At 61.4% G+C, this 24,833-nt stretch carries 21 protein-coding genes and 3 pseudogenes; 15 read left to right on the top strand and 9 right to left on the bottom strand.

Going from position 1 to position 24,833, the window contains the following annotated elements; genetic code table 11:
* From M1B35_RS04715 to M1B35_RS04650, 15 genes and pseudogenes are all read left to right on the top strand, one after another.
* A partial coding sequence (locus tag M1B35_RS04715) for a two-partner secretion domain-containing protein (protein ID WP_268261361.1) occupies positions 1-6,860 on the top strand: 6,860 nt, incomplete at its 5' end.
* A complete protein-coding gene (locus M1B35_RS04710; RefSeq protein ID WP_268261360.1) occupies positions 6,860-7,144 on the top strand; it encodes a hypothetical protein in 285 nt (94 codons plus the stop codon). The genes M1B35_RS04715 and M1B35_RS04710, both read left to right, overlap by 1 nt.
* 1,207 nt (positions 7,145-8,351) lie before the next feature.
* Positions 8,352-8,756, top strand: coding sequence for a hypothetical protein (locus tag M1B35_RS04705; RefSeq protein WP_268261359.1), 405 nt, complete (start codon positions 8,352-8,354; stop codon positions 8,754-8,756).
* A gap of 205 nt (positions 8,757-8,961) precedes the next feature.
* The gene (locus tag M1B35_RS32135) at positions 8,962-9,189 is read left to right on the top strand and encodes a toxin glutamine deamidase domain-containing protein (protein ID WP_425273388.1); all 228 of its coding nucleotides are present in this window, start codon (positions 8,962-8,964) and stop codon (positions 9,187-9,189) included.
* A 95-nt stretch (positions 9,190-9,284) separates the two neighbouring features.
* Positions 9,285-9,464, top strand: a pseudogene (locus M1B35_RS04700) (YrhB domain-containing protein); the annotation flags it as partial.
* A gap of 132 nt (positions 9,465-9,596) precedes the next feature.
* A complete protein-coding gene (locus M1B35_RS04695; protein ID WP_268261358.1) occupies positions 9,597-9,962 on the top strand; it encodes a hypothetical protein in 366 nt (121 codons plus the stop codon).
* The gene (locus M1B35_RS04690) at positions 9,952-10,494 is read left to right on the top strand and encodes a hypothetical protein (protein WP_268261357.1); all 543 of its coding nucleotides are present in this window, start codon (positions 9,952-9,954) and stop codon (positions 10,492-10,494) included. The genes M1B35_RS04695 and M1B35_RS04690 overlap by 11 nt, the downstream gene beginning before the upstream one ends.
* A 34-nt stretch (positions 10,495-10,528) precedes the next feature.
* The gene (locus tag M1B35_RS04685; RefSeq protein ID WP_268261356.1) at positions 10,529-11,332 is read left to right on the top strand and encodes a hypothetical protein; all 804 of its coding nucleotides are present in this window, start codon (positions 10,529-10,531) and stop codon (positions 11,330-11,332) included.
* A gap of 55 nt (positions 11,333-11,387) precedes the next feature.
* Positions 11,388-11,753, top strand: a complete 366-nt coding sequence (locus tag M1B35_RS04680; protein ID WP_268261355.1) for a hypothetical protein — start codon at positions 11,388-11,390, stop codon at positions 11,751-11,753.
* Positions 11,713-12,000, top strand: a complete 288-nt coding sequence (locus M1B35_RS04675) for a hypothetical protein (protein WP_268261354.1) — start codon at positions 11,713-11,715, stop codon at positions 11,998-12,000. Before M1B35_RS04680 ends, M1B35_RS04675 begins: the two co-directional genes overlap by 41 nt.
* A 179-nt stretch (positions 12,001-12,179) precedes the next feature.
* On the top strand, positions 12,180-12,740 hold the full coding sequence (locus tag M1B35_RS04670; RefSeq protein WP_123328865.1) for a YbhB/YbcL family Raf kinase inhibitor-like protein: 561 nt from the start codon (positions 12,180-12,182) through the stop codon (positions 12,738-12,740).
* Between the two features lie 89 nt (positions 12,741-12,829).
* Positions 12,830-14,563: a vWA domain-containing protein gene (locus M1B35_RS04665; RefSeq protein WP_268261353.1), complete on the top strand. Its 1,734-nt coding sequence runs from the start codon at positions 12,830-12,832 to the stop codon at positions 14,561-14,563.
* 37 nt (positions 14,564-14,600) lie between these two features.
* A complete protein-coding gene (locus M1B35_RS04660) occupies positions 14,601-15,182 on the top strand; it encodes an RNA polymerase sigma factor (RefSeq protein ID WP_268261352.1) in 582 nt (193 codons plus the stop codon).
* A pseudogene (locus M1B35_RS04655) lies at positions 15,179-15,833 on the top strand (hypothetical protein). Before M1B35_RS04660 ends, M1B35_RS04655 begins: the two are co-directional and overlap by 4 nt.
* A gap of 72 nt (positions 15,834-15,905) precedes the next feature.
* Positions 15,906-16,088, top strand: a complete 183-nt coding sequence (locus tag M1B35_RS04650) for a hypothetical protein (RefSeq protein WP_123328868.1) — start codon at positions 15,906-15,908, stop codon at positions 16,086-16,088.
* Between the two features lie 18 nt (positions 16,089-16,106).
* Here the strand turns inward: M1B35_RS04650 and M1B35_RS04645 are convergent, their stop codons facing one another.
* From M1B35_RS04645 to rhmD, 9 genes and pseudogenes are all read right to left on the bottom strand, one after another.
* Positions 16,107-16,571: a hypothetical protein gene (locus M1B35_RS04645; protein ID WP_268261351.1), complete on the bottom strand. Its 465-nt coding sequence runs from the start codon at positions 16,569-16,571 to the stop codon at positions 16,107-16,109.
* Complete coding sequence (locus tag M1B35_RS04640; protein ID WP_268261350.1) at positions 16,555-17,406, bottom strand: hypothetical protein; 852 nt, start codon at positions 17,404-17,406, stop codon at positions 16,555-16,557. Before M1B35_RS04640 ends, M1B35_RS04645 begins: the two co-directional genes overlap by 17 nt.
* Before the next feature lie 96 nt (positions 17,407-17,502).
* Positions 17,503-18,834 (bottom strand): carbohydrate porin, encoded by a 1,332-nt coding sequence (locus M1B35_RS04635; RefSeq protein WP_268261349.1) that lies wholly within the window; start codon positions 18,832-18,834, stop codon positions 17,503-17,505.
* Positions 18,835-18,978: 144 nt separating this feature from the next.
* Entirely contained in the window at positions 18,979-20,415 is a 1,437-nt protein-coding gene (gene aldA / locus M1B35_RS04630) for an aldehyde dehydrogenase (RefSeq protein WP_123328872.1), read from the bottom strand.
* 20 nt (positions 20,416-20,435) lie between these two features.
* On the bottom strand, positions 20,436-21,242 hold the full coding sequence (locus M1B35_RS04625; RefSeq protein WP_268261348.1) for an HpcH/HpaI aldolase/citrate lyase family protein: 807 nt from the start codon (positions 21,240-21,242) through the stop codon (positions 20,436-20,438).
* Between the two features lie 15 nt (positions 21,243-21,257).
* A complete protein-coding gene (gene lra1 / locus M1B35_RS04620) occupies positions 21,258-22,028 on the bottom strand; it encodes an L-rhamnose 1-dehydrogenase Lra1 (protein WP_268261347.1) in 771 nt (256 codons plus the stop codon).
* 24 nt (positions 22,029-22,052) lie between these two features.
* Complete coding sequence (gene rhaT, locus M1B35_RS04615; protein WP_123328875.1) at positions 22,053-23,111, bottom strand: L-rhamnose/proton symporter RhaT; 1,059 nt, start codon at positions 23,109-23,111, stop codon at positions 22,053-22,055.
* A gap of 61 nt (positions 23,112-23,172) precedes the next feature.
* Positions 23,173-23,493: an L-rhamnose mutarotase gene (gene rhaM, locus M1B35_RS04610; RefSeq protein ID WP_268261346.1), complete on the bottom strand. Its 321-nt coding sequence runs from the start codon at positions 23,491-23,493 to the stop codon at positions 23,173-23,175.
* 15 nt (positions 23,494-23,508) lie between these two features.
* Positions 23,509-24,692: pseudogene (gene rhmD, locus M1B35_RS04605) on the bottom strand (L-rhamnonate dehydratase).
* Between the last annotated feature and the right edge of the window lie 141 nt (positions 24,693-24,833).

The following is a 24,833-nucleotide window of genomic DNA, read 5'->3' as shown; positions in this document are numbered from 1 at the left end:
GCCAGCTCAAGGGCTACACCGAGGTGGCCGGCAAATCGGCCCATGTGATCGTCTCCAACCCCCACGGCATCACGTGCGACGGCTGCGGCTTTATCAACACGCCCAAGGCCACCCTGACCACTGGGCGGCCGGTGATCGACACCAAGGGCCAGCTGAAAAGCTACGACGTCGACGGCGGCGCAGTGACCATCGAAGGCCGTGGCCTCAATGCGAGCAATGTCGGCAGCTTCGAGATCATCACCCGCAGCGCGCAGATCAACGCAGAGTTGCATGCCAAGGACCTGACCATCGTCACCGGGCGCAACGAGGTGGACGCCAAGACACTGGCCGCCACCGCCAAGGCCCCGGACGGCAGCCAGGCCCCGCAACTGGCCATTGACTCTTCGGCCCTGGGCGGCATGTACGCCGGAGCCATCAAACTGGTGGGCACCGAGTCCGGCGTGGGCGTGAAGCTGGCCGGCGACATGGCCGCCAGCGGCGGCGACCTGCAGATCGACGTCAACGGCAAGCTGAGCATGGCCCGGGCCTCGGCGGCCGGCGACGTCAAGCTGCAGGCCCAGGACATCGCCCTCAACGACACTGTTTACGCCGCCAAGAAAGCCAAGGTGGTGGCGCGCAATCAGGTGACGGTGAATAAGCAACTGGCCGCGGCTGGCGATGTGCACCTGCAAGGGTCGCAGATCGTCAACCAGGGGCAGGTCAATGCCGGGCTCGACGCCGAGGGTGGCCTCGACGGCAACAGCCATCTGCACCTTGAAGGCGGCAGCTTGAGCAACCAGGGCCTGATCAATAGCCAGGGCCGCTTGAGTGCCGATTTGCAACAACTGGACAACCGCCAGGGCACGCTCCAGGCCACCCGCGGCGAACTGCGGGCCACGGTGGCCGGGGCCCTGGACAACCGGGGCGGCCAACTGCTGACCGGCGCCGGGCTGCTGACCCTGAGCGCCGCCGAATTGCACAACCAGCAGGGCATGATCAGTGCCCAGGGCGGCCTGCTCGACGTGCTGGCCCAGAGCCTGAACAACGACCAGGGCCAGTTGCTGGGCAGCGGTGATCTGCTGCTCAAGGGGGGCGACCTGGCCAACGGCCGCGGCCTTATCCAGGCCCGTAACAGCGTCACCGTGGACGCCCACAGCCTGAGCAACGGCGGCAGCCTCGGCGCCAAACTGGTCAGCCTGCTGCTGGTGGGCTCCCTGGACAACAGCAACGGCCTGATCGAATCCGGCTCGACCTTGAATGTGGACGCCGGAGCCCTGCGCAACGCCAATGGCCAACTGCGGGCCCTGGGCACCCAAGGCACCAGCCGCTTCGCCATTGGTGGGCTGTTCGACAACAGCCAGGGCCTGGTGGAAATCGGCAACGCCCGCTTGAGCCTGAACAGCGTCGGCCTGAGTAACCAGCAAGGCATGTTGCGCCACCTGGGGCGCGAGGGCTTTGCCCTGTCTCTGGCCGACACCGGCAATGCCGGCGGCAGCTTTATCACCAACAGCCGGCTCGACCTGGACCTGGCCGACTGGACCAACACCAGCGTGATCCAGGCCCAGAAAATCGGCCTCAAGGTCGGCACCTTCACCCAGAGCGCCAGCGGCAAGCTGATCTCCATCGACGGCCTGGAAGCCAGCGGTGACCACTGGATCAACCATGGCAGCCTGGAAACCGACGGCGATCTGCGGCTGACCCTCAGCGGCAGCTACCAAGGCAATGGCGGGCTCAAAAGCCTGGGCAACATGAGCGTCAGCGCGGCCAGTGCCGAACTGGGCGAGGGCGCCGATGTGCGCAGCGGCGGCCAGGGCACTTTCGTCCTGGGCACCCACCTGATCAACCGCGGCAGCATCACCAGCACCGGCCAGATGCTGTTGCAGGTCGCCAGCCTGAACAACCAGGGCACCCTCGGCGCGGGCCAATCCCTGCGCATCGAGGCGCCGAGCCTGGTCAACCAGGGCGGGCTGATGTTCAGTGGCGCCAACATGCTGCTGCTCAGCGACAACCTGCTCAACCTGCGCGGCGACCTGTACAGCTTTGGCCGCCTGGACATGGCCCGGGACCTCAACGGCAGCCAGGCCCAGGGCTTTCATAACCTCTCCGGCACCGTGGAAAGCGTCGGCGGCATGAGCATCAACGCCGCGACCTTGGAAAACGCCCGGGAAAGCGTGGACATCGTCACCCGCAAAGTCGCTGCCCGGATGACCTACGACAGCTGCTACGACTGCTCCGGCGGCAAGCGCAACGCCAACTTCATCCTTGAAGAGATCGACCGCACTTACGCTGAAAACTCCAGCCCCCGGGCCTCGCTGATTTCCGGCGCGGAAATGACCCTGACCGGCGGCCAGGTGGAAAACCGCTACAGCCTGCTGTCGTCGGCGGGCGACTTGACCATCGACGCGCTGACCTTCAACAACCAGGGCGCGACCCTGGGCGAGTACAACACCCAGCGTTTCCTCAACTCCTATCGCTCTCGTTCCCTGGGGTCGATCTTCCGTTGGGTAGAGGGCTTCAACGCCCGCAACTGGCCGGGCGGCACCGGCGACATTGCCACCGAAATCAGCCAGTTCATCCAGTCCAGCACCTCGGACAACTACCTGCTGGCCACCCCGGTGTACACCCCGAGCCAGGACCTCTCCTACAACGCAGTGGTCCAGGCCGGCGGCAAGGTGCAGATCAATGCCCAGGTGATCGAGCAAGGGGTGATCCGGCCGTCGTTTGCGTTTGTCACCGGTGGCAGCAAAGTCGGCGACACCCACGTGGGCGGCAGCGCCATCGCCACCCCGGTGACCCTCAACCCGCAACTGGCGGCGGACACCACGCAACAGCCGGTCGATCCCCTGAGCCTGCCGGGCTTCAGCCTGCCCCAGGGCCCGGGCGGCCTGTTCCACGTCAACAGCGACCCAGGCCATCCGTACCTGGTGGAGAGCGATCCGCGGTTCGCCAACCTGGGCAACTTCCTCAACTCCGACTACCTGCTCAGCCGCCTGGGCCTCGACACCGATGTGGCACAGCGCCGCCTGGGCGACGGCTTGTACGAGCAGCGGCTGATCCGCGACGCGGTGCTGGCCCGTACCGGCCAGCGCTTCCTGGCCGGCCTGACCAGCGATGAGGCGATGTTCCGCTACCTGATGGACAACGCTATTGCCAGCAAGGACGCCCTCGACCTGGCGCCGGGCGTGGCCCTAACGTCGGCCCAGGTAGCGGCCCTGACCCACGACATCGTGTGGATGCAGGAGCAGGAAGTGCAGGGCCAGAAGGTCCTGGTGCCGGTGCTCTACCTGGCTCAGGCGAACAACCGCCTGGCCCCCAACGGCGCGCTGATTCAAGGCACCGATGTGCAATTGATGGCGGGCAGCGGCCTGAGCAACCAAGGCACCCTGCGCGCCAGCAACAGCTTGCTGATCGGCGCCGAGAACATCGACAACAGCGGCCTGATGGAAGCCAACCAGCGCCTGTCGCTGCTGGCCACCGACAGCATCCGCAACGCCCAGGGCGGCATTCTCAAGGGCCAGGACGTGACCCTGGTCGCCCAGCAGGGCGATGTGCTCAACCTGCGCAGCGTCACCACCCACGACGCCGCCCATGCCAGTGGCACCCAGCGCGTGGACTTCGTCGATAAAGGCGCCCGCGTCGAAGCCGGCAACCTGTTGCTGGTCAGCGCCGGACGCGACCTGCAGAGCGTCGGCAGCACCTTGAGCGCCGGTGGCGACGCCCAACTCAGCGCCGGCCGCGACCTGAACATCATCGCTGCCGAAGGCCTCGACAGCAGCACCGGTCAACGCAAGAAAGCCCACTGGAGCAAGAGCCAGACCACCCAATACGGCAGCGACGTTACGGTGGGTGGCAACCTGATTGCCAGCGCCGGCGGCGATATGGCGGTGGTGGCGAGCAAGATCAAGGCCGGGGGCGACCTCAGCCTGGCGATCGACGGCAACCTCAACATTGCCTCCGCCGCCAACGAAAGCCACAGCGAATATCACAAGAAAGGAGGTGGCAAAAAGCTCGACGTCGAAGACAGCGTGGTGCGCCAGCAAGGCAGCGAGATCGAGGCTGGCGGCAACCTCAAGGCGGTGGCCGGCGGCAACCTGTTGCTGATCGCCAGCCAGCTCAAAAGCGGCGGTGAAGCCTATCTCTACGGCGGCAAGCAACTGGGCATGCTGGCCGCCGAGAACAGCGACTACCACCTCTACGACAAGAAGAAAAAAGGCGGTTGGGGCAGCAAGGAAACCCGGCGTGATGAAGTCACCGACGTGCGCTACGTGGGCTCGACCATCACCACCGGCGGCAACCTTACCGTCAAGAGCGCCGGCGACCAGATGTACCAGGTCGCCACGCTCAACAGCGGCAAGGACCTGCTGATCGACAGCGGCGGCGCCATTACCTTCGAGGCGGTCAAGGACCTGCATCAAGAGAGCCATGAGCGCAGCAAGAGCGACCTGGCCTGGACCAGTGCCAAGGGCAAGGGCAAGACCGACGAAACCTTGCGCCAGACCCAATTGGTGGCCCAGGGGCAAATGGCGATCCAGGCCGTGGATGGCCTGACCATCGACGTCAAGCAAGTGGACCGGCAGACGGTCAGCCAGACCATCGACGCCATGGTCAAGGGCAACCCGCAACTGGCCTGGGTCAAGGAAGCCGAACAGCGCGGTGACGTGGATTGGCGGCAAGTGAAGGAAGTGCACGACTCCTTCAAGTACAGCCATTCGAGCCTGGGCCAGGGCGCGGTCCTGGCGATCATCATCGTGGTTACGGTGCTCACCGCCGGTGCGGCCAGCAGCCTGGCTGCGACCGGTGCCGCCCAGGGCTCGGCGATGGCGGCCGCGAGCACCACCACCGCCACGGTCGGCGGCGTGACGACCACCACCACGGTGGCGGCGGGTTGGGGCAACGTCATGGCCACCAGCGTCATGACCTCCATGGCCAGCCAAGGCGCGGTCAGCGTGATCAACAACCGCGGCAACCTCGGCGCCGCGTTCAAGGACATCACCACCAAGGATGCGCTCAAGGGCTATGCCACGGGCGCAGTGACGGCAGGCTTTACCTCCGGCGTGCTGGACGGCGCCTTTGGCGTGACCGGCGACAACGTCAATAAAGTCACCAAGGGCTTCAACCTGTCCGACTGGGGCGACATCGGCAAGTTCGGCTTGTATTCCGGGGCCCAGGGCGCCACCCACGCCATCGCCCAGACGGCCATCCAGGGCGGCAGCTTTGGCGACAATCTGGGCAGCTCGCTGACCAACGAACTGCAGAACGCCCTTCAAGGCGTGGCCTTCAATGCGGTGGGCGGTTACTCCCTGGAGCAGAAGTGGGCCGATGGCAGCCCGCAGAAAGTGGCCTTGCACGCCTTGGTGGGCGGTATCTTGAGTGAAGCGTCCGGCCAAGGGTTCGCCGTCGGTGCTGCGGCAGCCGGGGCCAACGAGGCGTTGAGCAACAGCCTCTCCGACCTGGTCAAGAAAGACTCGAAACTGCAACTGGCGGCCTCGCAGCTGGTCGGGCTGGTGGCGGCGGGCGTGGTCGATGGCGACCTGCAGACCGGGGCGAACATTGCCAAGAACGCCACGGCGTACAACCGTCAGCTGCACCCGGAAGAAGTGCGTCGGATCAAGGAAAAAGCCGCGCAACTGACCGCCGAACGCGGCCGGCCGGGTTTCCAGGATTTCACCTGGGAAGAGCTGCTGACGATTGCCAGCGACAGCCAACTGGATAACAGCACCGCGAATAAATACGCGGCCCTGGCCAACAAGTTCGCCCAGGAGTCCAGCCGCGGTAACCCGCTGTCCAGCGACTTCACCCAGGACATGCAGGTGGCCCAGGCCGCGGTCACCCAGATGGCCCAGCAGGGGACGCCGCTGACCTGGAACGACGGCTCGGCCATCACCGCCTACGGCAAGCCGGTGTTGGCCTTCCAGGCGACGGCCGAGCAGAAGGCCGACAGCTCATTGTTCGGCAGAACCGACTATGGCTCCTTCGGCTCCATGGGCGGCGGCAACATCGCCCTGACCGGCAACCAGTACGGATCGAAGACGGCGCTCAACAAGTACTCCGAGATCAGCCTCTTCAACGGCTCCAGCCAGCGCTTCGACGACCTCACCGAGCGGGCCACGTCCACGGTCATCCCGGACCTGAAAACCGTGACCATGCTCGAGTTCACCCCCGTTGGCCGGGCTGGAGCCGCAGGCGCCGCCGGTGCCAAGGCCGTAGCAGCGGGCAGCGGCGAACTGCTGCTGGTGGGCGGGGCGAAGCTGGTCGAGAGCAAAGTCATCCAGGCCAACACCACGGTCCAGCTCAGTGAAGCCATCACCTTGGCCACCGGCAAAGTACTGCCCAAGGGCAGCGTCGTCACGGTGTCCGACGATACGATGAAGGTGGTTTACCCCAATGGAGCGAAAGAACTAAGCTCCTACAGCCAGTCCGTGAGCTCGCCGTTGGCGTTGGGTGGTGCAAAAGTAACTGGTGGCGCTGCCGGAAAGGTAGATGATCTAGCTACTAGTGGCTTAAGTTCAGCGTCAAACCTTCCAAGTGGAACAGGTCTTGGTGGTTTCAAGGTCGGCTTAAGTGCAGACGACATCACTGCTATAAATTCACAGTTTGGCGGTTCGGTTTCATTTAGAGAAGTTGATACGGCTATTGCAAATGCTGCCAATTATGATGGTTTTTATAATAAGGCTGGCTCAATGGTCAGGGATATTGCTGGCGGGCATCTGTTTGATAATGGGAACAAGCGGACTGCCGTTGAGGTGGTTGAGCAGTTGATTATAAAAAACGGCGTGGATGGCCCGCCAAAACAAATTATTTGGAATGTTGTGGATAAGGTTGCGACGGGGAAGCTGACTAATGTCCAAGATATTTCAAAAGCATTAAGAGGGCTGGATTAATGTCTTTCTATGAGCTTTCTGAAAAATATGCAGCCCGTTTCGGTTCGCCAAATATGAATAGCGTCGGGCTAGAGGAATTTATTCAAGTACTAGAGTTGGTGGCGATGAAAAATAAGGGTTTTTTCATCTTTAAGGTGGATGGTGAAAGAGAACGTAATATTTATACTTTTATTTTAAATATGTCGACAAGTAATGATGTTGTAATAAGGAAAGATACAGATAGCATGCGGGAAGGTATGGAGTATTTTTTCTCTGAGCTTGAGCGGCTTGGCATATATCCATAACTTGATGTTTAGATATTTTGCTTGGCCCCGATTGCAGAACTCTCACTGATGTTTTCTGTAAAAGTGATTGGAATTGCACCGGCCTCGCGCCGGTGTTGTTCTATCTGCTTACTGCAAAACCTCCCGTCCTTCGTTGCTCGCTTTGGTCGTGGCTTGAGCGATCAGGGCATCGAGCATCTGCGCAATAAATTTCTGTTGGCTCTTGGGTAGTTGATCAATGGCTTCCAATTGCTGCTGCCGGACAGGAAATGTTTTGTGGCCACCGCCTGCACGCAGTCGGTCTCCCCAAAAACCTGATCAGGGTGTGCCCCGATACCCCGTTGGGTTAGTGAAAATTAGAGAAGCGTAGAGCAAATCAGATCAATTTAGAGCGACTCAGAGCAATTTCCCTCTGACGTAGAGCCAGCACGTTTTTGGTGAGGCACGTTACCGACTGTTTACAAATGAGCTGCGCCATTCGTAACCAATCGACCGTACCAAAGGGGAAACCCCTTTGAACCCCGAAGCCTAACGCGCTGCGCTTGTTGGCCCCTGGCGGTCCGATGGCTTCGCCACCGAACCGGCCAGGGCTTTTTGTCGTCGGCTGATTTGGGTCGTCCGGGTGTGCTGTGACAGGCTCAAAACCCGCGTCGGGGTGGTTTTATTCAGTGAGCGCGAATCAGCTGGGCTGACCGGCGCGCAGGCCGCGCCACGTCTGGCGTTGCGCGTGTAGGCAGCGAAATTCGCGTCGGTTGATACTGTTGGTCGCAAAAGCGACTGGTGATGCAAAGGAGGTAGCAGGTACAGCTACGACGGGCGGGACGAAAGTTAGCCTAGAGAATAATCTAACTCCCGAAATAAAACTGCATTCAGATGGAAGCTATCGAACCCCTGACGGAAAATTTGCAAGTACGACTGGTGTATCTCCTCCGGGAACAGTTAAGGCAGATGAGTTTGCTAAACATTTAGAATCAAACGGGATGGAAGTTGTAGGCACTGAGATGGTTGTTAAATGACCTCTCGGTGATCGTAGGTATGACATAGTAGTACGTGATGCAAACGGTAAATTGCACGGTCTTGAGGTCAAAAGCGGAACCGCTAGCAAGACCAGCTATCAAGAGTTTGTCGACTACTTTGTTAATAAGTTTGGGGCGCAAGAAAAAGGACGGCTAAATGGCAAGGTTATCGAAAACACTACAACAGTCTATGTGTCGTGATGGTGGTAAATATGAAGCTCGAAGCCGAAAATAGTCCTGTAAAAGTTGGTGTTAATCAGGCGCAGCTTATAAAGGTGCTAAAAAAATTAAAAAGCTACGGCCCTAGCTCATTCGCATGCATTACTGACGATGAGGGTAACTACGTGCAAGTGGCTGGAGGCAGATTTACTTGTTTTATTGAAAGATATGACGCAAAAAGTAAAAAGCTGTTTAGAGGTTATCATTCAAACTCCAGCACGAACTTTGAAGATGGAACCCTGCTGTCGTTTAGCGCAGGCCGTGTTCCATTAAAAAAAGATGAGTGGTTTAATATTGATGATGTGATTGAGATTTTTTCACTGTTTAATCAGAATCAGGCATTACCAGAAAATATTTACTGGCGCGAGATAAAGGTTTTGGGTCAGAGCGGCAGTTGAACACTTGGTCCAAAAGCGACAGGCGTTGCGGATGAGACTGCAGGTTCAATAAGGAACGTCAACCCAGGTTATCCAGATGCTGGACGAACCCATAACTGTGTTAATTATTCGATTGCTACTGATGCAACACTGGCAGGTAACCCAGCATCTGTATTGCCGATAAATTCCACCAAAGGTGTTCCGTTGACAGTGCTAGAGAAGCAATATGGCGCTAAATTTAGTGGTGTGTCTTCACCCGAGACTATCACCCAACACATGGTCGGTGGCGGGGACGGCGCGCGGTATTGTGTTCGGTTCCTATGGTCTAGGTCAGCCAGGCCATGTATTCAACGTAGTTAATCAGAATGGGGTTGTCCGATATCTAGATGGGCAAACTGGAAAGCCGGCTAATATGAGTAACTTTAAGACGCTACAGTTGCTGAGAACTAATTAATGATTACCTATGAGAGTGCTCTGGAACGAGCTAAGGCGTATTTAAAAGACTCAGATGGTCCTCTGCAGTTAACACATGAGTGAGAGTTTTCTGAGGGCTGGTTATTTTGCTATCAGTCTAAAGAGTATTTAGAGACATGGAGTTTTTCGGCTCAACTGGCTGGAAACGGACCCTTCCTAATTGATAAGGAAACAGGAGGGCTTCATGTTCTAGGGACTGCCAAGCCTCTAAAAGAATATCTTGATCAATATGTGATGGAGAAATTAGAAAAATAGGGGTGGTTTTTTGGTGCAAAAGAGCTGGGAGCGAGCGGGGTTAGCAAGGCAGCCGTTACCGGTGAAACAGCATCGACTTCTCTTGGTAGACAGGTCCATAAAGAACAAGCGGATATTCGCAGAGAGTCCGGATTGTTCAGTATCGTTGAACAACCTATTGTCGATAAGTCGGGGAATCCAATTTTTTTTCCAAAGCGAGTCGATTTGAAAACAGGGGAAGCACAGCCCGGAGCAAATCTCCAAAAAGCCGTTCTTGATGCAGCTAACTTTGATCGTAGGCTTATTGTGGATGATAAGCTGTTAGGCTGTCCGATCGCGAAGGACAGACAAGAGATCATTAGGTTTATTGAGGCATTCAGGCAAAGAGAGGGCGTTTTGCTACAAACCATAGGCATAAAGCGATATGACCCTAAAATCGGCGTACCTGTGAGAACAGATTTGCACTTGCCAAGTGAATTTTTTTCCATGAAATCACGGGATTTAAATTATGAGCTATGAGCATAAAGCATTTGTTTTTGATATTGATGGTTTCAATCGTGAACTTAAGCCGTTGTTGGAGGGCAGTTTGCGCTCGGGAAATATCGATCAGGTGCGGGATTTCATTATTTCTAATAAGCAGTCTTTAGTTGATCCATATGAGGGTTTCGCGTTAGAAGATGACTGGGAGGATATGATTGAACGCAAGGATGTTCATCAGTATGGTGATTTCGCACTTACGAAATATTATTCGCCCACTGATGACCGAGGGCTTGGCTTATGGTGGAGTGTTTCTCAAGAGCTGTTTTCTGATGAAAGTCAATTAAGGTTTTTGCCTTTTTTAGGCGTGCCGTTAGGTTCGGATGAAAATTTCTTTGATCCTGGGAAAATGGGTTCTTACTTCCAGACTCAAAATGAAGTGAGCGAAAGCCTCAGTAAGGTTTTGGAGGTTGAAGGAAAAGTTCCAGATGATGCGCTTGAGGCTGTTAGAGAGTTTAAAGAAATGCTTGAGCAGGCGATAGACGAAAAAAAAGGGGTGTATATAACTTTTTAAAAAATAAATTAAAAGCCACGGTTCCTGTGGCGGTATGTTTAATAGGCTGTTTAATAATTTAGTGTTTTATAACGTCCACCTGGTGAGGTGTTTCGTGAGCCATTTACTTCCAGGCATTACCTTTTCATTGAGTTCATTGCGCGACTTTTCCGACCCCGTGGTGGCCCGGGAAATCGTGCACACGCTTCAGGCTGCCCCGAGTTCCATCCGGCCCACCCAGTTTGGGCCCTTCGAGGGAAACCAGCCCTTCGTCGACGTGGATGAACCCGTCAAGTTCCTGGCCCAGCCAGGCCATACAGCTGAGGCGGGCAGCCTGGTCCTGTCGGCGGGGGGCAGTGGCGAGTACCAGGTGCAGTGGAACAAGTCGACGCCGCCGTCATTGCCCTTTGTCGGCGGTTTCCTGATGCACAAGGCGTTTCTCAAGAAACCCGCGGTGCTCGACGACTTCCTGGCCCTGGTGAAGCGCTTGACGGCCTCCACCGAGGGGGTGTACGGCGACATCCGAAGCATGGCCTTTCCCGGGTGGGACACGCCTTTCAATCTCAGCCTGCGATTGCCTGAAATCCCCAATGTGTCCCTTTACGGCAAACCCTACATCGAGCTGTTTGGCAGAGCGCTCATCGAGAGTGCGCCTTTCCTGCGGATCGAGCAGTTGGCCGATGATTTGTATTGGCTGCAGGCCACCGAGCAGGTCACTGACCCGGTGCCGGACGAGGTGCGTTTGGCGATCCGCAGCCACTTTGGCGAGGATGCGTTTATGTCGGGGAAAAAGTGGCGTTACAGTGACGGCCGACATCCAACGTTCGACTTTTCGAACATTGGCCGCGGCGGGGCATAAAACCCGGCGGTTAAACAGCGGCTTCGCTAACAGGCACAAGGAACAGGTGCGGCTTATGGCCCAGGCTCTCAACGCGATAAACCAATTACCCCCAATCAACGCGCTGAAAAGGCTGGCCCAAGGGCTGGCACTGCTGGAAGCCGCCGTCATGCCCGAGTGGCAATACCGGTACTTTTCCTGCAATGCCGATTGGGATGGCGCCGGGCAGGAACTGATGGCGTCGATGCGTGACAGTTCGGGCAGCGAGTACTTCTTGCACTTCACCGCTGAAGGCGTGGCGGGCAAGGTGGTTGAGCCCGGAGCCGTGACTGATACCGGCGAACTCTTGCAGCAAGTGCCGGAGCGTTTCGCCAGTTTCAAGAACGAGCCAGCGTTCTCCAATGACCGCGCCCGGTTCTTTTTTCTGGCGGGGTGTCGATGAGCCGTCGTGGTCGGCGGCGCCGGCGAACCTGGACGCTTATGCCTGGCTGGGTTTTTTCGTCGACACGGCAGCGCTGTATCAACAGTTGGCGGCTGACGATTACGAAGTGGACTTGCCCAAGGACGTGATCGAGGCGGTGCTGCACAGCCTGACCATCAGCGCTGAGCAACTGGCCCTGTTGAACCCGGAGCTCAGTCTTGAGGACCTGGACGACGACGTTCGAGAAATCATGGGCCCCGCCCACTGAGGAGGCGCTGGCCTCGGCCTGGCCCGAGGCCGCTCGCTGCCGCGCGGGTTTGATTAAATCCACCTCGGGCCATTTACAAGCACCCCTATCCTCAAGCTCAATCTCCCTCGGCGTGCCGTGCCAAGGCTCGCCTATAGTCTTCTGGCCCCCTGACCCTATCCGCAAAAAGGTGCTTCCGTATGTCTCGCTTTGCCTCTCGCACTCCTTGGCTGGTCGCCAGCGCCCTGTTGCTGTGCCTGCACCTGCCGGCCCAGGCCCAGGAGCGTTTCACCTTGAACATTCCAGGGGTTTCGGATGACCGCCTGTTCACCACTGGTAATGCCAGCGACGCCAAGGGCTGCGGCGGGCACAACAACTCCCCGGCCCTGAACTGGACCGCAGGCCCCGAGGGCACCCGCAGCTACGCCATCGTCATGCACGACCCGGACGGCGCCAAGGGCCAGGGCGTGGACCACTGGGTGCATTACGGCATCAAGCCGGGTACCCGGCAGATTGCTGCTGGCGCCGGCACCAAGGCCACCCTGGAAGGCCTGGGTGGCACCAACAGCAAAAACACCACCACCTACGTCGGCCCATGCCCGCCGGTGGGCGACAGCGCGCACCACTACGTGATCCAGATTTTTGCCCTGGACCTGGCCCCCGACGCGCTGCCGGCCGGCCTGACCCGTGTGCAATTGCTGGAGAAGATCAACGGCCATGTGCTGCGCAACAGCAGCGTGGTGCGCCGTTACGTGCGCTGAGTAAAAAATTTCTGGGGGCTTAACCCGAATCGCTGAAGCCCTTCGTCTGAAGGGAGGAATGGATCATTTCTTTCCCGAGGTCAGCCCCCATGTCCCTTCCTCTGCATTACCTTCGCCCGGCCGCACAGGGTTTCGCCGCCGGGTTGTTGTTGGCCATTGCCGGTTGCGGCGTCTCTTCGCCACCGCCGTCCGTCGCCAGCCCCGAGCCTCAAGGTGCCTTGCAGGCCCCGGTCGAACCACAGGTCGATCAGGCAGCGCCGCAGGCGGACATGGAGGTTACGCGCAGTCTGGGCATGCCGGCGGCGCCCACACCCATGCGCATGGCCAAGAGGGCACCGGAGTCCCGGTTGGCCGCTTACGCCGAGCCGTCCCGTGAGCAGTATCAGACCCTGCCGGACAACCCGATCCACAGCGTCGCCGAGGCGCCGGTCTCGACCTTCAGTGCCGACGTGGACACCGGGGCCTATGCCAACGTGCGCCGCCTGCTCAGCCAGGGCAGCCTGCCGCCCGAGGGCGCGGTGCGCCTGGAGGAGATGGTCAATTACTTCCCCTACGATTACGCCCTGCCCAAGGACGGCTCCCCCTTTGGCGTGACCACCGAATTGGCGCCGTCGCCGTGGAACCCCCACACCCAATTGCTGCGCATCGGCATCAAGGCCTCGGACCGTGCCGTGGCCGAGCTGGCACCGGCTAACCTGGTGTTCCTGGTGGACGTGTCCGGCTCCATGGACCGCCGCGAAGGCCTGCCGATGGTGAAAAGCACCCTCAAGCTGCTGGTGGATCAACTGCGTGACCAGGACCGAGTGTCGCTGGTGGTGTATGCCGGCGAGTCGCGGGTGGTGCTGGAACCCACCTCCGGGCGTGACAAAGCCAAGATTCGCGCAGCCATCGAGCAACTCACTGCCGGCGGTTCCACGGCGGGGGCTTCGGGCATCGAGTTGGCGTACCAGATGGCCCGCCAGGGCTTTATCAAGGACGGCATCAACCGCATCCTGCTGGCCACCGACGGCGACTTCAACGTTGGCATCAGCGACTTCGACAGCCTCAAGCAAATGGCCACCGAGCAGCGTAAGAGCGGCGTGTCGCTGACCACCCTGGGCTTTGGTGTGGGCAACTACAACGAGCACCTGATGGAGCAACTGGCCGATGCCGGCGATGGCAACTACGCCTACATCGACAACCTGCGCGAAGCGCGCAAGGTGCTGGTGGATCAGCTCAGCTCCACCTTGGCGGTGGTGGCCAAGGACGTGAAGCTGCAAGTGGAGTTCAACCCGGCCCAGGTCAGCGAGTACCGTTTGCTGGGTTACGAAAACCGCGCACTCAAGCGTGAAGATTTTAGCAATGACAAGGTCGACGCCGGGGAAATCGGCGCGGGGCATACGGTCACCGCGTTGTATGAAATTGTTCCGGTAGGCCAGAAAGGCTGGCTGGAGCCGCTGCGTTACGGCCAGGCCAAGGCCCCCGAGCAGGGCGGCAAGTCAGGCGAGCTGGCCATGCTGCGGGTGCGTTACAAAGCCCCGGAAGGAGGCAGCAGCCGCCTGATCGAGCGCCCTATCAGCGCCACGCCGACAGACCGTAGCCTGGCCCAGGCCAGTGATGATCTACGCTTTGCGGCAGCCGTGGCAGCGTTCGCCCAGCAGCTCAAGGACGGGCGCTACACCGCCAGCTTCAGCCTAAAGGACACCGCAGCCCTGGCCCGTGGCGCCAAGGGTGACGACCACTTCGGCTTGCGCGGCGAATTTGTGCAACTGGTCGAGTTGGCGCAAAGCCTGCAAACTCCGGCACCGGCCAATGCGGCCAACGTCCAGGGCCGCCTTGAGTAATCCCATGCCTTGCAGCGAACAGGAGTTCAGCGCGCTTATGTCAGCTGCACAACCCAGTGTCGACGCCCGCAGCGATGAAACGCTGCTGGCGCGCTACCGCGCCGGTGATCCCGGGGCCTTCGAGGTGCTCTACCAGCGCCATCGCCAGGGTCTTTACCGGTTTCTCCAAGGCCTGTGCAACAGCCCGGAGCTGGTTGACGAGGTGTATCAGGACACCTGGCTGAGCCTGATCCGCAGCGCCAGCCAGCCCCAGGGCCGGGCGAGCTTTCGCACCTGGCTGTACCAGATTGCCCGCAACCGGCTGATCGACCACTGGCGCAAGCACGGGGTGCGCAATCCGCTGCACGACAGCTACGACGAAGAGGCCCACGGCCAGGCCGACAACGACCCCGGCCCCGAGCAGCAATTGAGCCTGAGTCGCGATCGGCAGCGCATTGAAGCCGCCCTGCAGGACTTGCCCGCCGACCAGCGGGAAGTGTTCCTGTTGCGGGCCCATGGCGAATTGGAGTTGCCGGAGATCGCCAGCTTGACCGCCACACCGCTGGAAACGGTGAAAAGCCGTTTCCGTTACGCGCTGAAAAAACTGCGTCGGCTGCTGGCCGACGAGGTACTGACATGACTGACGCCCGACAAACCCCGCCGTCTGCCGAAGAGCAGATGCTCACGCACCTGCGCCAACACCGTGTTGGTGAACCGCCGGCCAGCCTCGATGCGTTGATTCTGGCCAGCGCCCGGCGTGAAGTCCCGGCCCCTGCGCCAAGCCTGTGGCAGCGCTGGCTGAACGCGTGCCAGAAGCCGCGTTGGCAGATGGCGTTCGCCAGCCTGTTTGGCGTGGCCCTGATCCTGACGTTGGTCCAGCGTGCGCCCGAGCAGTACCCGACGCCGATGTTGGCGCCGGGCACCGGCCCCCGCCGCACCGCTGGCGCGCCAGCGGGCCGAGTCGGCCCCTGCTGAGTCGGCCGAGGCCATGAGCGCGCCCGCCGCCCCTGCACCCGTGGCGCCGATGGGCCGCTTCGCCGCCTCGCCCCAGGCCGAGATGCTGATGGATGAAGCGCCGCCGTTGGCCAAACCCTCGCCAGAACCCGCGCAAGCCAAGATGGCCAAACGTGCTGCGGCGCCGGCCAAGCCGCTGGACCAACAGCTGCGCGAGGTGTTGCGCCTGCGTAAGGACGGCCAGGCAGCCCAAGCCGATGCGCTGTTGGCGGCCTTGCACAAACGTTATCCACAGGAGGACCTGGACCAGCGCCTGAAGACCCTGAAGCCTGAATAACACGCAAGAGTTGGTCGTGAGCGCCGAAAGCGCGCACTATCCAGCCAGTTTCCAGAAAGTGAGAGGCGGGTCATGGCACCACGCATCGACCGCATAGCTGCAATGTTGAACTGCCCGATCAAGGGTGCGGATATCCGTCAGGCCATCAAGGAAAGTCGCAAGGACTTCGAACTTGAAGAGGGCGAGGAGGGTATCGATCAAGAAGCGCAGGCTGATACCCATCAGCAGGACGATCAACACGCCGAGGATCAATGATCTCGGCGGCCGGCGCGTTCAGGCGTAGGGCAAAGCGGGCAGGTCGATAAACTCGGCGGCAGCGCCGTGCTCGGCCATGCGTTGTGCCCGTTGCGACAACAACCGGGTGTGGTTTTCCAACTGCCAGCGGTACCAGCTCAGGCGCTGGATGATCCGCCGTCGGCAAGGTTCTGGCAGTTGCGCCATCAGGTCGCTGCTCTCGGGTGCCCAGCGGGTGCGGGTGGTGTAGTAACCGAACAGGTTCTCCCGCAGGCCGAAGCAGTCCTCCAGGCTTTCCTTGATGCTGTACACGTAGCCTTCGAAGCTGGTGCTCAGTTGCTGCTCGCCGTCGGCGTGGTTGCGCAGGTAGGCGAAGATGCCCGGCCAGTTGATGCAGAACAGGTGTTCGTCCCAATCGCCATCCCGGGTCAGGTACTCGCCCTGGCCGCGAAAGAACTGGGGTGTTTCCTGGCGTTCCAGGGCTGTTTCAAAGTTGCTTTTCATCTCGTGTCCCTTTGACGTCGGCAATGCTCACGTACAGCGCCACGCATTCGATCACGCAGTCGAAGCCGATCTCCAGGCGCAGGTGATAACCCGGGTTCAAACGGGTCAATTGGGTGCGCATGCGCCCATCGAAACGGCAGCCGCTGACCGCCAGCTCGCTGATGCCCTGGACGTTGAGCACGAAGCTGCAGTGGGTCGGGGCCTGGCTCACCGGCCAACTGGCCGGCACGGACTGGCGCGGCAGGACGCCGGACAGGTTCAGGCTCAATTGCTCGCGTTGCAACTGCGCGCCCAAGGTGTCCAGGTCATAGGGCGTGGCCGTGATATCGAAGACGGCGCGCCAGGCTTCGGTGTTGTCGATGCTGAACAGCCAGTCGCTGGAACCGCGATCGCGGGTCGGGATGGCCCGGCACTCTGCCAGCGAAGGCAGGCTCGCGCGGGTCAGGTCTTCGTGCCACAGCTCCCGTGCTGCATTGAGCATGCGCTGGAAGAAGTCCCGGCTATTGTCGAGCACGGCGGGCCAACTGCTGGGCCACTGATCGAATTCATAGTCGTCCTCGACGGGTTCCCAGATCTGCTCGAAGTCGTAGTCCGGATCGGCCAGGGCCGTTTCCAGGACCTCCACCAGCCGCTGCCGATGGCGAAAATTTTCCTGGTTGTAGAAGCGTTTCAGGCCGTACTGGCGGATCAGGTATTCGCGGTCTTCGGGGTCATTGGGGTTGTAGCGGCTCAGTTCGGCATCCAGTTCCGGGGGCATGTCATAGCCAATGAACCAGGCGATGCAGGAGCGCAACTCGGGTTGGTAGGGTTGGTTGAACAGCGGATGGCGCAGCATGGGGACCTCCTGTCCAGAGGGCGCCGAATGTAGCAAGTTGCGCCCCGTCACGACAGCGCTCGGTTGAGCGCGGCGGACGGGGCGTGTCGCAGGGGCTTAGAAGTCGGCGATGAATTGCACGCCGCCGACCACGGCCGAGTCGGTCTGGGTCAGGCCACCGGGGTATTTCACGTATTGCAGGTTGGGCCGCACCATCAGCCACCGGGTGGCCTGGTAGCCGTAGTTGATCTCATAGCTGTACTCGCGCTTCTGCTCCGGCACGTAGAGGGCGTCGTCCAGGGCGTTCACACCGTTGCTGGCGTTGATCAGCTCGGCGTTGCGGCTGACCCGGTCGTTGACCTTGAGCCGCGAGGCGCCGAGGCCGACGGTGTCGTCCGGGCGCGAGGCAAAAGGCCCGCGATAGATCAGGCCGACCTGGATCAGGTTCTTCACCATGCTGCTGTCCGGGTCGTTGAAGGTCAGGTTGGTGAATACGTTCAGCCCGCGCTTGTTGTTGCCGTCGACAGTGGTCAGTTGCTGCTGGGCCGAGAGCCACCAGCCGCTGTTGTCGGTGTATTTCTTGTACGGCTGGCCACTGAGGGCCGCGGCGTTGCCATTGGCGTCCTTGAGCGGGTCGCGGCCGTCCACGTCGCTGTAGTAATAGCCCAGGTGGTACTCGGAAGAGAGGTCGTTGACCCGGCCTTTCCACACCGCTTCCACCGGGAAGCTGGTGCCGATGGAGCCGGCGATAAACGGTTTGAAGCCGTTGCTCAGCTCGGCGTTGCCGGGGTTCTTGTCGTAGGCGCCGGCCTGCACATAGAACTCGGGGGTGAACTGGTAGCGCGCGCGGATGGCCCACTGGCTGATGGGGAAGCTATTCCAGGTGCCGTTCCAGTTGCCTTCCTGGGAGCCGCACAGGGTCACGTTCTGGAATTCGCAGGGGAACTGGTCGAAGTCTTCGCCGTGACCGAAGCGGCCGAGCTTCACCGCCAGTTTGCGTTCGAAGAACTTCTGCTCGTACCACAGCTGCGACAGGCGCCAGGCGTTGCCGCCGCCGTAGACTTCCATGGTCGAGGTCAGGCCGGTGGCGTCGGGGTGGTGCACGCGGTCGTTGGTGATGTCCTTGCCATGGCGTTCGCCGATGCCGATGCGCAGCGTCGCGTCCTGCCAGCCCAGGAGCTTTTGCAGGTCCATGTCGACGCCGAGGATGATCTGGTCGCTGAGCCTTGCTGTGGTGCTGCTGTCATAGCCCCCGGCCAGGTTGGAACCCAGCTCGGCGACGTATTTGAGGGTGAAGTCGAAGCCCTGTTCAGCGAGCTTTTGCCGCTCGCCGTTCCAGTCTCCCAGCAGCCAGGGCGACTGAGGATCGAGGGCGTCATAAGCGAAGCTGCCGGCGGAGAAACCACTGGCCAGCAGGCACAGTACAACCCCGGAAAAGTGTGTGTTCATGAGCAGATCTACCTGTTGTTATTGTTGTGGGTGCAGCCCCACGCGCGGCTTTTACCGGGCGCAGTGATCCGCGACGTGGCATGCACGTTGGTCGCGGAAGTCGGGGGAGTGGCCGGGCCTGAACGGGGTCAGGCCCGGCGCGGTTCAGCCTTGCAGGTACACCACGTGGGTGTGGGTGTACTCGTAGAGGCCGTGCTTGCCATCGGCGCCACCGATGCCGGATTTACGTACCCCGGCATGGAAGCCCTGCATGGCCTCGAAGTTTTCCCGGTTGACGTAGGTCTCGCCGAAGTCCAGCTCACGCACCGCGTGCATGGCCTGACTCAGGCTGCGGGTGTAGATCGACGAGGTCAGGCCGTAGTCGCTGTCGTTGGCCAGGGCGATGGCTTCGTCCAGGTCGTCGATGATCTGGATCGGCAATACCGGGCCGAAGATTTCCTCGCGCATGATCGCCATGTCGGCGCTGCAACCGGCCAGCACCGTGGGCTGGTAGTGGAAGCCCGCAGGCCGGTCGGCCACGTTGCCGCCGGTGATCACCCGGGCGCCCTGGCTGCGGGCGATGCGGACTTTTTCCGCGACCTTGTCCAGGCCGGCCTGGTTAATCAGCGGGCCCATTTCCACGCTGCTGTCGGCCAGCGGGTCGCCGTAGCGGGTGGCGCTCATGGCTTGGCCCATGCGCTCGATAAAGTCCTCGGCGACGCTGCGCTGCACATAGACCCGCTCGGCGCAGTTGCACACCTGGCCGGTGTTGATGATCCGCGAATCACGGATGGCTTTGACCGCCAGTTCCAAGTCGGCGTCGGCCAGGACAATGGCCGGTGCCTTGCCCCCCAGTTCCAGGTTGAGCTTGGTCAGGTTCGGCGCGGCGGCGGCCATGATCCGTGCCCCGGTGGCCACGCTGCCGGTGAAGCTGACCATGTCGATGCCCTTGTGGCTGCTCAGTTGGCCGCCGACGCTGCCGGCGCCGCTGACCACGTTGAACACCCCGGCCGGCAAGTCGGTTTCAGCCACCAGTTTGGCGAATTCGAAGCAGTTGTTCGGAGTTTCCTCGCTGGGCTTGATGACGATGGTGTTGCCGGTGATCAGCGCCGGCGCCAACTTGCGCGCGATCAGGAAGAACGGGAAGTTCCACGGCAGGATGCCGGCCACCACGCCCAGGGGTTTGCGGAACAGGAAGATGTTCTCGCCGGGGCGGTCGCTGGTGATGATCTCGCCTTCGATGCGCCGCGCCCACTCGGCCATGTAGTCCAGGTAGTCGGCGGTGAAGTTGACCTCCACTTCCGCCAGGGCCGAGATCTTGCCCTGCTCGGCGGTGATGGCCCGCGCCAGTTGCGGCACGTTGGCGCGGATCTTCGCCGCGATCTGCCGCAGGAACTGGCCGCGCTCGTTGGCCGGTTTGCGCGCCCAGTCCTTTTGCGCACCACGGGCGGCGGCGATGGCCTGGTCCACGTCTTCCTGGGTCGAGGCGGGCACGTGGGACAGCAGTGCGCCGGTGGCCGGGTTCGTCACCGGCAGGTGCTCGGCGCTGGCACGAAAAGTACCGGCGATGTAGTTCTGGTAGATCGGTAGGGTCTGGCTCATGGCGCGTTCTCCTGGGCGACTCAGTAAGTGCGGGAGGGGGTGGTGGCGGCGCTGCTGTCCGGCTCGCGATAGCGCGCCAGGTTGCTCAGTGCGGCCTGACGGAACAGGCTGATGTCGATGCCCACGGCAATGAACTGGCAGCCCCATTCACGGTAGCGGCGGGCGTCCTCTTCGAAGGGAGCGAGGATCCCGGCGACCTTGCCGGCGGCCAGGGTGGCGTCGATGGCGGTGCGGATCTGCGCCTGCACGTCCGGGTGCCCCGGGTTACCGGGGAAACCCAGGCCGGAGGACAGGTCCGCCGGGCCGACGAACACGGCGTGCACGCCTTCGACCGCGGCGATTTCGGCGACGTTTTCTACCCCCAGGCGCGACTCCACCTGGACGATCAGGCACAGCTCTTCATGGGCGGTGGCCAGGTAGTCGGGTACGCCGTCCCAGCGCGTGGCCCGGGCCAGGCCGCCGCCGACGCCGCGAATGCCGTGGGGCGGATAACGCATGGCGCGTACCAGTTGGCGGGCCTGTTCGGCGGTTTCGACCATGGGCACCATCAGGCTTTGCACGCCGATATCCAGCAGTTGCTTGATCAGGGTGCTGTCGCCATTCACTGCGCGTACCACGGGTGCCGTGGGGTAGGGCGCCACGGCCTGCAATTGGCCGAGGATGCTGGGCACGGTGTTGGGCGCGTGCTCGCCGTCGATCAGCAGCCAGTCGTAACCGGTGCCGGCGGCAATTTCCGCCGCATAACCGGTGGCGAAGCCGGCCCACAGGCCGTATTGGGTGTCGCTGCCGGTGAGGGCAGCCTTGAAGCGATTGCGAGGCATCTGCATGGCGGGGCTCCCGGGTTATTGCAGGTTGACGAACAGGCCGCCGTCCACCAGCAGCGCGGCGCCGGTGACGTAGCGCGCCATGTCGGAGGCCAGGAACACGATCGGCCCGGCGATATCGTCCGGCTCACCCAAGCGGCCCAGTGGCGTGCGCTGGATCATGTACTCGCGCTTCTCCGGGTTGGCGAAGTCGTCCTTGTTGATGTCGGTGGCGATGGAGCCCGGCAGCACCGAGTTGCAGCGAATGCCATACGGGCCCAGGGCGATGGCGCAGGACTGCATCAGGGAATGCAGGCCGGCCTTGGTCGGCGTGTAGTGGGTCTGCATGCCGCCGCCCACTAGGGCGCTGATGGAACTGACGGCGATGATCGCGCCGCCGGTGCCCTGGCGTTTCATCTGGTTGGCGGCGGCCTGCACGGCGAAATAGGCGCCGTTGAGGTTGGTGTTGACGGTCTTCAGGTACACCTCCTTCGGCATGTCGAGGAAGGAGTGGAACGGGCAGATACCGGCGTTGTTGACGAACACATCGACACTGCCGAAGGCCTCGACGGCGGCGTCCACCAGGCGCTCGCCGGTGTCCAGGTCGGCGGCATCGCTGCCCACCTGAATTGCCTGGCCGCCAAAGGCTTCGATTTCTTTGAGCAGGCTGGCGGCGGCTGCATGGCCCTGGGCGCTGCCGCTGTGGGCGACCACCACGCGGCCGCCCTGGCGGGCGCATTCGAGGGCTGCAGCGCGGCCGATGCCACGGGAGGCGCCGGTGATGATGACGGTCTTGTCTTTGAGCAACATAAAGAGACTCCTTTGGAAGTGGGATCAGCCCAGGTAATTGCCGTAGCCGACCATGGCGATGGACGCCAGGATCACAGCGATGCCCAGCAGCAGCACCTGTTTGGTCCGAGCGCTGGTGCCTTGCCATTCACGGAAGTACAGGCCCCAGAAATTCGACACGATGATAATGAACGACATGTGCAGCACCCAGGAGCTGGCGTCGTTGTGCATGCGGCTGGCGCCCATGCCGTAGAAGAAAAACTGCAGGAACCACAGGGTGCCGGCGGCGGCCACCAGCAGGTAGTTGCGCAGCAGCGGGGTGGAGCGGTCGGTGTAGTTGTGGAAGGTGCGGTTGCGGTAGTTGAGCCACAGGCACCAGATGCCGTTGGTGGTCAGGCCGCCCCACATGATCACCATGAAGGTCACGTTGTTCTGGAACAGGCTGTTGGCGCCGTGGGCGATGGCGGCTTCGGCCAGGGGTTGGCCGGCCGCGATGCCGTAGCTGAAGCAGGCGCTGAGTACCCCGGAAATCAATGCCACCAGGGCACCCTTGGCCAGGGAGAACTCCTTGACGCTTTCGAACTTGGTGCTGTCTGGCACTTCCCGTTCCTTGACCAGCCCGGCGCGGCCGCACAGGGCGATGCCCAGCAGGGATACCAGCACACCGATCAACACCCAATGACCGCCGGGGTTGCCGAGCATCTCGGTGAAGGTGCCGGCCTGGGCGTCGGTGAACAGGTCGCGGTAGATCGGCGGCATCAGCGCGCCCAGGGCCGAGGTCAGGCCCATGATCAACGACATGCCCAGGGACAGGCCGAGGTAGCGCATGGTCAGGCCGAAGGTCAGCCCGCCGATGCCCCAGAGCACGCCGAAGAAGTAGGTCCAGAACAGGGTGATGCTGTCGGCGTTGCGCAGGATCTCGACAAAGCCCGGCACCGTCAGCTGCGCCGCAATCAGCGGCACCACCAGCCAGGACACCAGGCCACCGGTGATCCAGTAGCTCTCCCAGGCCCAGCCCCCGACTTTCTTGTAGGGGATATAGAAACTGCCGGAGGCGAAGCCACCGATAAAGTGCAGGATCACTCCCAGAAAAATGATTTCCACGTTGCGCGTTCCTTTTTATTGTTATGGGCGGTCAAGGCCGGCGCCGAGGCACCGGCAGGGTTCAAAGGGCTGACAGGTGAAACACCGGCTGCAGGTCCACGCTGCGCGGCGAACCGTCGGCGTGGCTGGGCATGATGTCCTTCATGTGCTGCCACCAGCGTTGCATCACCGGGTGCCCGGGCAAATCGTCCAGGCCGTGGTGCTCCCGGTGGCTCATCACGGCGAACAGCGCGTGGCTCTCGGGGTCGAGGAAAATCCGGTAATCCTCGATCCCGGCGTCACGCAGCAGGTCCGCCAGCTCCGGCCAGATATCATCGTGGCGGCGCAGGTACTCCTGTTCCTGGCCGGGGTTTACGTTCATGCGAAAGGCGCGGATCGGCATGGCAGCGGTCCTCGATCAACGGGGGTAAGGGCGGTGCAGGGCGCACTCGGGGTTGAGCTCGACACCGAAGCCCGGCTTGTCCAGCACCGAGGCGCGCATACGGCCATTGACCGGCACCGGTTCGCCCAGCAGTTGCGGAGAGAACATCGGCACGATCTGGTCGGCCTTGGGCGACATATTGAGGAATTCGGCAAACGGGCTGTTGGTGCGGGTGATCACGAAGTGGTAGCTGTACACCGACGAGCCGTGGGGCACCACCATCGCGTTGTGGGCATCGGCCAGGGCCGAGATTTTGATCAGCTCGGTGATCCCGCCGCACCAGCCCACGTCCGGCTGGATGATATCGGCGCAACCCATTTCCAGCAGCATGCGGAAGCCCCAGCGCGTGGCTTCGTGCTCGCCGGTGGTCACCAGCATGCCGCTCGGCACGTTCTTGCGCAGTGCCGCGTAGCCCCAATAGTCGTCTGGCGGCAGGGCCTCCTCGATCCACTTCAGGCCGAACTCGGCGGCGCCCTTGGCCAGGCGCGTGGCGTAGTTCAGGTCCAGGCTCATCCAGCAGTCGAACATCAGCCAGAAATCGTCGCCGACTTTCTCGCGCATATTGGCCAAGTGTTCGAGGTTTTTGCGCAGGCCTTCCTCGCCTTCGGCGGGGCCGTGTTGCAGGGGCATCTTGCCGCCGATAAAACCCATTTCCTTGGCCAGGTCCGGGCGGGCGCCGGTGCAGTAGAACTGCAGCTCGTCGCGCACCGCCCCGCCCAGCAGTTGGTGCACGGGCTCTTTGCGGATCTTGCCGAGCAAGTCCCAGAGCGCCAGGTCGACCCCGGAAATGGTGTTGAGCACGATGCCCTTGCGGCCGTAGTAGAGGGTCGCGTGGTACATCTGGTCCCAGATTTTTTCGATGTCGGTGACCTTGGCCCCTTCGAGGAAGCGCGCCAGGTGCTTCTCGACGATAAAGGCCCCGATCTCACCGCCGGTGGTCACCGCAAAACCCACATTGCCGTCGCTGGCTTCGATCTCCACCACGAGGGTGCCCAGTACGTTGATGCCAAAGCTCTGGCGGCTCTGGCGGTACTCGGGGTAGCGGCCCATGGGGGTGGAAATGTGATCGTCGATCCAGTGGCCGGCGCCTGGTCGTGATAGTCGGCGCCGCCTCCGGTGAGGGTGAAAGCGCGAACGTGCTTGATGGTCGGTGTGCTCATGAAGCTCTCCTGCAAGGCAAAGGGGCAAAGTGCGGACGAGTCGAAGACCCGGGCTGAAGAAGTCAGCCGCGGCGTCGAGGAATTCGGGGGAGATCGGGCGGGTTGCTGGCGCTTGGGCAAGGCAAAGGGAAGCTTTTCATC

It is taken from the genome of Pseudomonas morbosilactucae (assembly GCF_023241665.1).
Classification (GTDB): domain Bacteria; phylum Pseudomonadota; class Gammaproteobacteria; order Pseudomonadales; family Pseudomonadaceae; genus Aquipseudomonas; species Aquipseudomonas morbosilactucae.
This window is presented reverse-complemented; position numbering and strand designations above follow the sequence as displayed.

Coding starts and splice junctions, on each gene's coding strand:
- lra1 (WP_268261347.1), bottom strand. CDS start 22,028: ATGTTGCTCAAAGACAAGACCGTCATCATCACCGGCGCCTCCCGTGGC.
- M1B35_RS04685 (WP_268261356.1), top strand. CDS start 10,529: ATGTTTAATAGGCTGTTTAATAATTTAGTGTTTTATAACGTCCACCTG.
- M1B35_RS04675 (WP_268261354.1), top strand. CDS start 11,713: ATGACCGCGCCCGGTTCTTTTTTCTGGCGGGGTGTCGATGAGCCGTCG.
- M1B35_RS04680 (WP_268261355.1), top strand. CDS start 11,388: ATGGCCCAGGCTCTCAACGCGATAAACCAATTACCCCCAATCAACGCG.
- aldA (WP_123328872.1), bottom strand. CDS start 20,415: ATGAGCCAGACCCTACCGATCTACCAGAACTACATCGCCGGTACTTTT.
- M1B35_RS04640 (WP_268261350.1), bottom strand. CDS start 17,406: ATGCTGCGCCATCCGCTGTTCAACCAACCCTACCAACCCGAGTTGCGC.
- M1B35_RS04660 (WP_268261352.1), top strand. CDS start 14,601: ATGTCAGCTGCACAACCCAGTGTCGACGCCCGCAGCGATGAAACGCTG.
- M1B35_RS04690 (WP_268261357.1), top strand. CDS start 9,952: ATGAGCTATGAGCATAAAGCATTTGTTTTTGATATTGATGGTTTCAAT.
- M1B35_RS04625 (WP_268261348.1), bottom strand. CDS start 21,242: ATGCAGATGCCTCGCAATCGCTTCAAGGCTGCCCTCACCGGCAGCGAC.
- M1B35_RS04710 (WP_268261360.1), top strand. CDS start 6,860: ATGTCTTTCTATGAGCTTTCTGAAAAATATGCAGCCCGTTTCGGTTCG.
- M1B35_RS04670 (WP_123328865.1), top strand. CDS start 12,180: ATGTCTCGCTTTGCCTCTCGCACTCCTTGGCTGGTCGCCAGCGCCCTG.
- M1B35_RS04635 (WP_268261349.1), bottom strand. CDS start 18,834: ATGAACACACACTTTTCCGGGGTTGTACTGTGCCTGCTGGCCAGTGGT.
- rhaM (WP_268261346.1), bottom strand. CDS start 23,493: ATGCCGATCCGCGCCTTTCGCATGAACGTAAACCCCGGCCAGGAACAG.
- M1B35_RS04665 (WP_268261353.1), top strand. CDS start 12,830: ATGTCCCTTCCTCTGCATTACCTTCGCCCGGCCGCACAGGGTTTCGCC.
- M1B35_RS04705 (WP_268261359.1), top strand. CDS start 8,352: ATGAAGCTCGAAGCCGAAAATAGTCCTGTAAAAGTTGGTGTTAATCAG.
- M1B35_RS04645 (WP_268261351.1), bottom strand. CDS start 16,571: ATGAAAAGCAACTTTGAAACAGCCCTGGAACGCCAGGAAACACCCCAG.
- M1B35_RS32135 (WP_425273388.1), top strand. CDS start 8,962: ATGGCGCTAAATTTAGTGGTGTGTCTTCACCCGAGACTATCACCCAAC.
- M1B35_RS04650 (WP_123328868.1), top strand. CDS start 15,906: ATGGCACCACGCATCGACCGCATAGCTGCAATGTTGAACTGCCCGATC.